Genomic DNA, 9,284 nt, shown 5'->3' on the forward strand with positions numbered 1-9,284 from the left:
TAGACAAGCGGTTACGCGCCAAGCTCCGTTACCAGGCACTCCGGAGTCCCGCCGAACTGCCTCCGCCACGACCTGGGTAAACGCGCCGTCCCGTCACCAGGAACCGAGCTCAGCTGCGGAACTCAGGCTGTGGGGACCCGGCGTGCACCAGCTGGTGTCCGAGGGGGGACGCGCTACATGCGCACACGCCTGTGGGGTCGCTGGTGGGCCGATGCGCTCGACTCCGGCTGAAGCGCTCCGGTTCCCGGGCGCCCTCACCGACCCTGGCCGTCCCCGATCGGGCGGGCAACGGGCCGGGAATCATGCGCCCTCGCACGCGTTGACACGAGCGGAGCATCGGCCACGAGCGGTCGTCCGACGACGACTTCCCCTACCGTGGTCACCAGCCCACCCACCGGCGGCGGTTCCGGGTCCCCGCGAGAGGCCGGCCGAGGTCCGCGGCGTCGATCTGCGGAGATCCGCACCGGCTCGGCGTCCGAAGCACCAGGCCCTCCGCTCGGGATGTCCCTCGTCCTGACCGCGGGACGGTGCGGCATGCTGCCGCGGCCACCGTGTCCGGCATTCCAGAGGAGGAGTCTGTGGCTCGACCAGGCCAGCGCCAGACGGGCGCTCGCCGTACCGCCCCGCGCAAGCAGCGACCCGTCCGCCACCGCGGCGACGTCGTCTCGGTGCTCGCCCGAACCGTCCGTGAGGTCGAGGCGGCCGCCCAGCACGGCCGCGTGACGCCTGCCGTGCGCACGAAGTTCCAGGCCGTCGCCCTGCTGCTGCGGGACGAGCGCGCTCGCCTCCGGGCGGTGGCCAGCAGCGACGGTCATCGGGCCGAGCAGCTCAAGCGCCTGGACGGCATCGCGACCATCCTCGCGACGACCGCCGTCCGGGACGCTGGGCTGCTGGCGCTGCTCGCCGAGGACGCCGTCGTCTCCGACGCGGCCCGGTCGCTCAAGCGGGAGATGCTGCGGGACCTCGGCATCGAGCCGGCGCCCGACGAGATCGCGCTCGCGGAGACCGCGACCGCTCCCGCCGGCACGGAGCGGCGGGTCGTGCCGCAGTCGGTGATCTCCCGGCAGCTGGCGAACCCCTTCCTCGCCCCCGACTTCTCCGCCGTTGCGCAGCGCACCTCTCGTCCGCGCCGCCTGACCGGCTGGGAACTGCTCGGCCCGCTGCTGAGCTCGTTCGAGCGCGCCGGTGGGGGAGCCCCGGCGTGCATGGCGCTCCCGGGGCCGACGGCACGGTTCACCCCGGCGGGCCTGGAGCTGATGCCACACCAGGGGCAGCTGGTCGCCGCGGCCGCTGCCGGCCACCGGACCTTCCTGCTCGCCGACGAGCCCGGCCTGGGCAAGACGGCCCAGGCGCTGCTCGCCGCAGAGGCGGCCAACGCCTACCCGCTGCTCGTCGTCGTGCCGAACGTCGTCAAGACCAACTGGGCCCGCGAGGCGGCCCGCTGGACGCCCCACCGCCCGACCACCGTGGTGCAGGGCGACGGCGAGACGGTTGACGGATTCGCCGACATCGTCGTGGTCAACTACGAGGTGCTCGACCGCCACGTGGGCTGGCTGGGCGACTTCGGCTTCCGCGGCATGGCCGTGGACGAGGCGCACTTCATCAAGAACAAGACCTCGCAGCGCTCGCAGCACGTCCTCGCGCTCTCCGACCGCATCCGGTCCCGCACCGCGCGGCCCCTGCTGATGGCGCTGACCGGCACCCCGCTGATCAACGACATCGAGGACTTCCAGGCGATCTGGCAGTTCCTCGGCTGGATCGACGACAGCGTGCCCCTCGACGAGTTGATGGACGCGCTCGAGGACACCGGCCTGACGCCTGCCGACCGGGGCTTCTACGCCGCGGCGCGCCAGTGCGTGATCGACCTCGGCATCGTGCGCCGCCGCAAGGTCGACGTGGCCGCCGACATCCCCGCCCGCCGCATCGCCGACCTGCCCGTCGAGCTGGACGGACCGGTCGGCCGGTCGATCCGGGCGGCCGAGCGGGATCTCGCCCGCCGGATGACGGCGCGATACGAGACCGCGCTCGCCAGCCGATCCTCCGACGCCGTCGTCGAGGGCATCGACGGCGGGATCGACGGCGGCATCGACATGGACCTCGTCCGCCGGGTGGCCCGCTCGGAGCTGAGAGAGACGGCCGCGACGACCGGCGAGAACGTGTTCACCGTGATGCGGCGCATCGGCCTGGCGAAGGCGGAACTGGCCGCGGACTACGCGGCGCAGTTGGCCCGCAGCGCCGGCAAGGTCGTCTTCTTCGCCAAGCACGTCGACGTGATGGACGCCGCCGAGGAGACCTTCGTCCGGCAGGGTGTGCGCTTCTCGTCGATCCGCGGCGACCAGACCCCCTCGGTGCGGCAGGAGAACGTCGACGCCTTCGTGAACGACCCCGGCGTCGCCGTCGCGGTCTGCTCCCTGACCGCGGCCGGCGTGGGCCTGAACCTGCAGGTCGCCTCGAACATCGTGCTGGCCGAGCTCTCCTGGACCGACGCGGAGCAGACCCAGGCCATCGACCGCAGCCACCGCATCGGGCAGACCGAGCCGGTCACCGCGTGGCGCATCATCGCCGCGCAGACCATCGACGCGCGGATCGCCGAGCTGATCGAGAGCAAGGCGGGGCTCGCCGCCCGGGCGCTGGACGGGTCTGACGAGGAGGTCTCCTCGTCGGCCGACGTGCAGCTCGAGGCGCTGGTCGCCCTGCTGACGGATGCGCTGCGGACGTCGCCCGGACATGGAGACACCCCGGGTCCCTGACCGTCAGGAATCCCGGGGCGAGGCTGGGTCCGAGGGGCGACACGGTACACATGCACACGGCTCCGGGATGCCGGAAGACCCCCGAAGAACCGTTCCGGCCGACGCACATCCGGATTCCGGCCGGGTGAGGGCGGAGTCACACTGTGATGAGTCCCACAGTGAGGGAGCAGCCGATGTCACGGTACGACGACCGGCCGTGGTTGGCCTTGTACGACGAGGGGGTTCCGGCGGACCTGGAGGCGCCGTTCCCCGACTGTGTGAGCATGTTCGATGCGGCGGTCCGCGACCATCCGGACAGGCCACTGGTGCACTACTTCGGCACCACGCTGACCGTCGCCGACGTCGACCGGCAGTCCGCGGCGCTGGCCGCCGCGATGGCCGAGGAATGTGGGCTGCAGCGGGGCGACCGGGTGGTCGTCCAGCTGCAGAACGTCCCGACCTTCCTGATCGCGATGCTCGCCATCTGGCGACTCGGCGCGATCATGGTGCCGGTCAACCCGATGTACAAGCAGCGGGAGCTGGAGGGGCTGCTCACCGACTCCGGCGCCCGGATCCTCATCGAGCAGGAGTCGCTGTACCCGGAGGCCGGACGACCTGCCGTCGAGGCCACCGGCGTCACCTCCGTCATCACGACCAGCGAGCTGGACTTCCTCGCCGACTCGGGATCGGAGTCGCTGTTCGCCGGTGTCCGGCGGCAGCGGGCGGAGGGCACGCTCGACCTGCTCGACCTGATCCGGGGCTACGACGGGCAGCGGCCGCCGCCGGTGGAACTCGGCCCCGACGACGTCGCCTTCCTCGTGTACACCTCGGGCACGACCGGGCCGCCCAAGGGCGCGATGAACACCCACCGCAACGTCGTCTACAACTCAGAGGTGTACCGGCAGTGGGTCCACCTGACGGCGGACGACGTCTGCCTCGCGGTGGCCCCGCTGTTCCACGTCACGGGGCTGGTGGCCCACCTGGGCGTGGCGCTGTTGCTGCCGATGCCACTCGTGCTGGGCTACCGGTTCGACGCCGCGGTGATGGCCGAGCTCGCCGAGCGGCACCGCGCCACGTGGGCGATGGGGTCGATCACCGCGTTCATCGCGCTGATGAACAACCCTGACGCGGTCGAGCGCGACCTCTCCGCACTGACGAAGGTGGGCAGCGGCGGGGCGCCGATCGCGCCGTCGACCGTGGAGCAGTTCGAGGAGCACTTCGGCGCCTACATCCACAACATCTACGGGCTCACGGAGACCACCTCGCCGTCGCACGGCGTGCCGTGGGGGCGGCGAGCTCCGGTGGATCCGAACAGCGGCGCGCTGTCTGTCGGGGTGCCGGTGTGCGGCTACACCGTCGGCATCGTCGACGAGGACGGCAGAGAGCTGCCTCCGGGGGAGATCGGTGAGCTGGTCACCGAGGGCCCCGGCGTGGTGCCGGGCTACTGGGACAAGCCCGAGGAGACGGCGAAGGCGATGCCGGGTGGCCGGCTGCACACCGGTGACGTCGGGTTCATGGACCCCGAGGGCTGGTTCTACCTGGTCGACCGGCAGAAGGACCTGATCGTCGCCTCGGGCTTCAAGGTGTGGCCCCGCGAGGTGGAGGACGTCCTCTACCAGCACCCGGCGATCCGGGAGTGCGGTGTGGTGGGGGTCCCGGATGCCTACCGCGGGGAGACGGTCAAGGCCTTCGTCAGCTTCAAGGCGGGGAAGAGCGCCGAGCCCGAGGAGCTCATCGCCTTCTGCAAGGCGCGGATGGCCGCCTACAAGTACCCCCGGCAGATCGAGATCGTCGACGAGATCCCGAAGACGATCACCGGCAAGGTCCTCCGCCGAGAGCTGCGCGACCAGGCGACGGTGCAGGCGCCATCGCCGTCGAGCTGAGATGACCCCGGCGGAGGGGCCGGTTCGGGTCGCGCTGATCACGGGGGCGCGTCCGGGATCGGCCTGGCCGTCGCCGAGGCCCTGGCCGCCGAGGGAGTGCGGGTCGTGATCGCCGATCGGGACAGGGCGGCGGGGCGGTCGGCCGTGCGAGCCCCACCGGTTCCGCGGCGTACCCGGCCCGTGTCCACACGGTCCCGGCTGCCGGGCCGGTCCGGGGGCACGACCCGCCCCGCACCGGCTGACGTCCCGGACGGGTCGGGCGTTCGCCCGCGCCCGCACCCGCGACCCCCGGCCGGCCGGAGCCGCTCGGTGCACCCTCCGGCGAGGTCGCCAGAGCGGTAACCGTCCCCGTTCACCACGGAGGCTGCGCATGCCCGTCGTGCTGCTGATCCGACACGGCAGGCCTCGTTCGGGACCGGGGACTGCGACCGGTTGCCGGACCTCGGCCGCAGGCAGGCCGGGACCGCCGGGCAGGCTCTGCGGGCGCGCGGCCTGCGGCGGCCGAGCGCGGTGCACGGCTCGCTCCGCTGCCAGCGCGACACGGCCCGGCTGGCGCCCGCCTCCGCGGGCTTCGACATCCTGCCGGAGGCCGATCCCCGCTGGAACGAGCACGACCACCTCGATCTGGTCGCGTGGTACGCCGCCGAGCACGAGGGACCCGCGCCCGGACCTCCCGTGAGTGCCAGGTGCTGCTCGACGCCGTGCTCGTCGCCCGCGTCAAGCGGCAGGGATGGCTGCGGTCCTCCCAGCTGCGGTCCTCCCAGCTGCGAGCGATCGATCGGCGAGCGCCAGCATCGCGACGACCGACATCGGCCGAGCCCCGGTGTGTGTGAAGCGGTGTCCGAGGGCGACTCGCTACATGCGCACACGGCTGCGGCCGTGATCGAGAGGGTCTCGAGGCCTGCAGTGGCCGAGCCGGGGGAGGGGCAGACCGGCGCGATCCGCAACCGACTGTGCCCTTGTCGACGGCGGTTGCAGCGCCAATAGTGGGCTTGCGGCCTGCTTCGTACGCTGGCGGAGGGTGATCACGGTTCGTGACCGTTGCGTTGCGGGCTCTTGCGCAGGGTCGAGTTCGACGAGACCGGAGGACTGCCCGCAGTGAGCGAGTACCAGTACTACGAGTTCGTGGCGATCGACCAGCCGCTGTGCGAGGACCAACAAGCCGAACTGCGGGCGATCTCCACACGGGCCCTGATCACGCCCACCAGCTTCGTCAACCACTACGAGTGGGGTGATCTGAAGGCCGACCCGCGGCGGCTGGTCGAGGGCTACTTCGACGCGTTCCTCTACCTGGCCAACTGGGGAACGCGCCGGCTGGTGTTCCGGCTGCCCGCCGAGGTGTTCGGCTCCCCGGCGACGGCCGTGCTGGACCGGTACCTCGTTGGTGACTACTCGACCGCGTGGACGACCGGCGGGCACGCGGTCGTCGACCTGTCCACCGGGGACGACTACGGCGAATACGACGACGACTGGCTCGACGGCTCGGGCCTGCTGGCCTCGATCGTGCCGGTCCGCGCCGAGGTGATGGCCGGGGACCTGCGGCTGCTCTACGTGGCGTGGCTGCTCGCCGTCGTGAACGGTGAGGTCGACGAGGACGAGGTCGAGCCGCCCGTCCCCCCGGGACTCGGCCGGTTGAGCGCGGCGCTGCGCATGGTGGTGGACTTCCTGCGGATCGACCCCGATCTGGTCGCCGTGGCGGCCGAGGGCAGCGCTCCGTTGGGCATCGACGACCCGCTGACCGAGCTGTCCGACTGGTTGGCGCAGCTGTCGGCGGAGCGCAAGGACGCGTTTCTGCTGCAGGTCGCTCGTGGCGAGGGGCCCAAGGTGCGCGCGGAGTTGTTGGCCGGCTGCCGTCGGGCCGCGGCGCCCATCGGGGTCGGCGAAGAAGGCGGCCGAACGGCGGGAGAGCTGCTCGCGCGGTCCCGGAGGCGCCGCGAGGATCGACAGCGTTCAGCCCGGGGGGAGGCCGAGCGCCGGGCCGCGGAGCGCCGTCGCGCCGCCGAACGGGCTCGCGAGCACCACCTGAGCGAGCTTGCGGAGCGGCAGGACCAGGCATGGCGCGAGGTCGCCGAGCTCATCGAGCGACGCACAGCCGCCGACTACGACACGGCGGCAGCACTGCTCTCCGATCTGGCGGAGATCTGCCGCCGCGAGGGCACCAGCGGAACGTTCGCCGACCGGGTCCAGCAGCTACGCCGGGATCAGCGCCGCAAGATCTCCTTCATCCAGCGGCTCGACCGCCTCGGCGTGGTATGACCCGACACCACCCACGCGCTTGCTGCTCCGACCGTGATCCTGGCCCCGAGTCGGGCATTCACCACGGCAGGCGCCTGGACGGCGATCTCCGTGGCGGCGGGCGCGGCCCTGCAGGGGCGCAGCGATGAGGTTGCCGAGGCCGCCGACCTGGACGACGTCCTGGGAGGGGAACAGCCGGTCGTAGCTGGCCAGGTCCATCCGCCCGCGCACGGCGATCGCCTCGCGCAGCAGGCCGGTGCCGACCTGGCGGGCGGTGGCCGCGGGGACGGGTGCGCTGAAGAACAGCCAGACATGTCCGCCGAGGCCGGAGCGGGAGACCTCCAGCGCCGCGGATGCCTCGACCGTGCGGGCGGCCTTGAGGTAGGCGAGCGCATCCAGAACGGCGGCGGGGCCGTCGAAGTCGGCGGCCAGCCAGTGGCAGCGGTCCGCGTCCAGCAGCGGATAGAGGGCCAGCTCCAGGTCGCCGGACAGGTGCGCAGTGAGGACCTCTTCGGTTAGCGGCAGGCACTCCCGCTCCGCAGCGGGGACGCCCTTGCGCCAGCCGCCTCGCACCGCGGGGATCCAACCGGCACGGCCGGTGCGCGCGTTCTCCCAGCGCAGCGCACATACGTCAGGCCGGGCGGCGAACAAGGCTGCGAAGAACTTCACCTTGGCCGCGGCCGGTGAGCCGGCGTGCACCGGCCCGGGCTCGCCGTCGAAGACGCCGGTCTGAACGGGGCCGGGCGGCCGCGCCTGCTGCGGGGTCAGCTCCAGCAGGTGCAGCAGCCGGGCGTTCTCTGCCCGGGGCCGAGTGACCTCCTCGCGCAGCGCCGACAGCTCGTCGTCCAGACCGATCAACGGCAGGGTGCCCTGATCCGCGGACCCGGAGGGAATCGGCACGACTCCATACTGTCGCCAGAACGGGACCCCCCGGCAGATCCCGCAGCTGCGGCATGCCGCAGACGGGTCAGTGCCCGGTGGTGACCGGCTTCTCGTTGTCGCTGAAGACCTAGCCCGTAAGTCAGTGTCTTACACTGTCGCGGTGGGGCTGTACTGGGCAGACGAAGATGCTGCCTACATCCAGTCCCGCTCGACTCGGTATGCGGGTGCGCTCGACATCGAGCCGGCCTGGACGGCGGAGGTGATGGCCGATGAACGGCTCGTCAAAGTCTCGCCGTACCCGACGTCCCGGGTTGGCGCGACCGGCTTCATCGGATATTCGCCGTCGGCCGGAAAGGTCCTCGTCGTCATCGCCTACCGCGATCTCGACGGCGATCTCCACGGCATGAACGCCCGGCCGGCCAGCGGCCGCGATCTCGCGACGTACCTGAAGGAGGGTGACGATGGCGAAGAATCTTGATCCTCACGAGGCCGGCGCCGCACGTGAGGACGCCCGGCGCCTGGAAGCGGAGGCCGATACCGACGAGCCGTACCCGGAGGGCACAGTCATCAGCCGTCCGAACCAAGCGAGTCGGATGTTCAACGTCCGGCTCTCGGAGGAACAGTTCGCCGCAATCCAAGAGATCGCCGAGAGCCAGCACCTGCCGATGTCCACGATGGCCCGGGCATGGCTCCTGGACCGACTCGACAAGGAACGCCGCGCGTCCTGACGAGAACCCGATGGCCACTGGGGGAGACGCCGTGTGCATCACGTGGTGTCCGAGGGGGACTTGAACTCCGGCCGTGCGAGTTGCAGCCAGATGCCTTTCGGCGCGCCGAACTGCATCTTCGGTCAACGCTGCGACGAGCCAACAACCTCGAGAGGCGTCCTGATACCGCCAACCACACGGGCGGCAGTATCACGCGAAGTATCACGAGCCTCCGGCGCATGCAGGTTGATGTGCTACTGCGCTGGGGGCCGGTGTGCCGCCCGGCAGCCCATGGCGGTCAACCTCTGCGCTGACAAGCGGACGCTGTATGATGTGCTGTATGTCGGTGACGCGGACGCAGGTGTATCTGACTGCTGAGCAACGTGCGGGACTGGATGAACGAGCTCGCGTGGAGCGTAAGACCATGGCGCACGTGATCAGGGACGCGGTCGACACCTACCTGGCTGCCGATGTCGACGGTGCTGAGCGGGAGCGGCTACTGGCGGACACGTTCGGTTCCTGCCCGGGGTTGGGGGAGCGGGTGCCGTCGCGGGATGAGTGGGACCGCGAGATCGGCTGACAGGTGGGGGATCTGTTGGTCGACACCGATGTGTGCATCGATCACCTGTCGGGGCGGGCGCGGCTGTCGGGGCGGCGTAGCCGTCTCGCCTACTCTGTGATCACCCGTGCCGAACTGTATGCCGGTACGTCGAGTACGTCTGGTCAAGTCCGCTGACGTGGTGTATCGAAGGCGATTGCACCGCGTGATCTTTGCTGGGTTGGTCAGGCGCTGAGCGCCGGGATGGTCGGGGCGTTCACCTCCTCGGTGGTGGGCTGGTCGGTGGTGT

At 71.1% G+C, this 9,284-nt stretch carries 7 protein-coding genes; 6 read left to right on the top strand and 1 reads right to left on the bottom strand.

What is annotated here, in order from left to right:
• The first annotated feature begins 578 nt into the window (after positions 1-578).
• The 3 genes from DQ238_RS22350 (at position 579) to DQ238_RS22365 (ending at position 6,868) form a co-directional block, all read left to right on the top strand.
• Complete coding sequence (locus DQ238_RS22350) at positions 579-2,750, top strand: DEAD/DEAH box helicase (protein WP_113783449.1); 2,172 nt, start codon at positions 579-581, stop codon at positions 2,748-2,750.
• A gap of 173 nt (positions 2,751-2,923) precedes the next feature.
• Positions 2,924-4,612, top strand: a complete 1,689-nt coding sequence (locus DQ238_RS22355) for a class I adenylate-forming enzyme family protein (RefSeq protein ID WP_113783450.1) — start codon at positions 2,924-2,926, stop codon at positions 4,610-4,612.
• A gap of 1,098 nt (positions 4,613-5,710) precedes the next feature.
• On the top strand, positions 5,711-6,868 hold the full coding sequence (locus DQ238_RS22365; protein WP_113783451.1) for a hypothetical protein: 1,158 nt from the start codon (positions 5,711-5,713) through the stop codon (positions 6,866-6,868).
• Here the strand turns inward: DQ238_RS22365 and DQ238_RS22370 are convergent.
• Positions 6,803-7,747: a hypothetical protein gene (locus DQ238_RS22370; RefSeq protein WP_113783452.1), complete on the bottom strand. Its 945-nt coding sequence runs from the start codon at positions 7,745-7,747 to the stop codon at positions 6,803-6,805. The genes DQ238_RS22365 and DQ238_RS22370 overlap by 66 nt on opposite strands.
• A 142-nt stretch (positions 7,748-7,889) precedes the next feature.
• On the opposite strand from DQ238_RS22370, the gene DQ238_RS22375 reads away from it, so the two are divergent.
• From DQ238_RS22375 to DQ238_RS22385, 3 genes are all read left to right on the top strand, one after another.
• Complete coding sequence (locus DQ238_RS22375) at positions 7,890-8,207, top strand: hypothetical protein (protein ID WP_199506520.1); 318 nt, start codon at positions 7,890-7,892, stop codon at positions 8,205-8,207.
• Entirely contained in the window at positions 8,191-8,457 is a 267-nt protein-coding gene (locus DQ238_RS22380; RefSeq protein ID WP_113783454.1) for a hypothetical protein, read from the top strand. The genes DQ238_RS22375 and DQ238_RS22380 overlap by 17 nt, the downstream gene beginning before the upstream one ends.
• 319 nt (positions 8,458-8,776) lie before the next feature.
• Positions 8,777-9,016, top strand: a complete 240-nt coding sequence (locus DQ238_RS22385; RefSeq protein WP_233496221.1) for a ribbon-helix-helix protein, CopG family — start codon at positions 8,777-8,779, stop codon at positions 9,014-9,016.
• Positions 9,017-9,284 lie beyond the last annotated feature (268 nt).

This window comes from Geodermatophilus sp. TF02-6 (assembly GCF_003319115.1).
Lineage (GTDB): Bacteria > Actinomycetota > Actinomycetes > Mycobacteriales > Geodermatophilaceae > Geodermatophilus.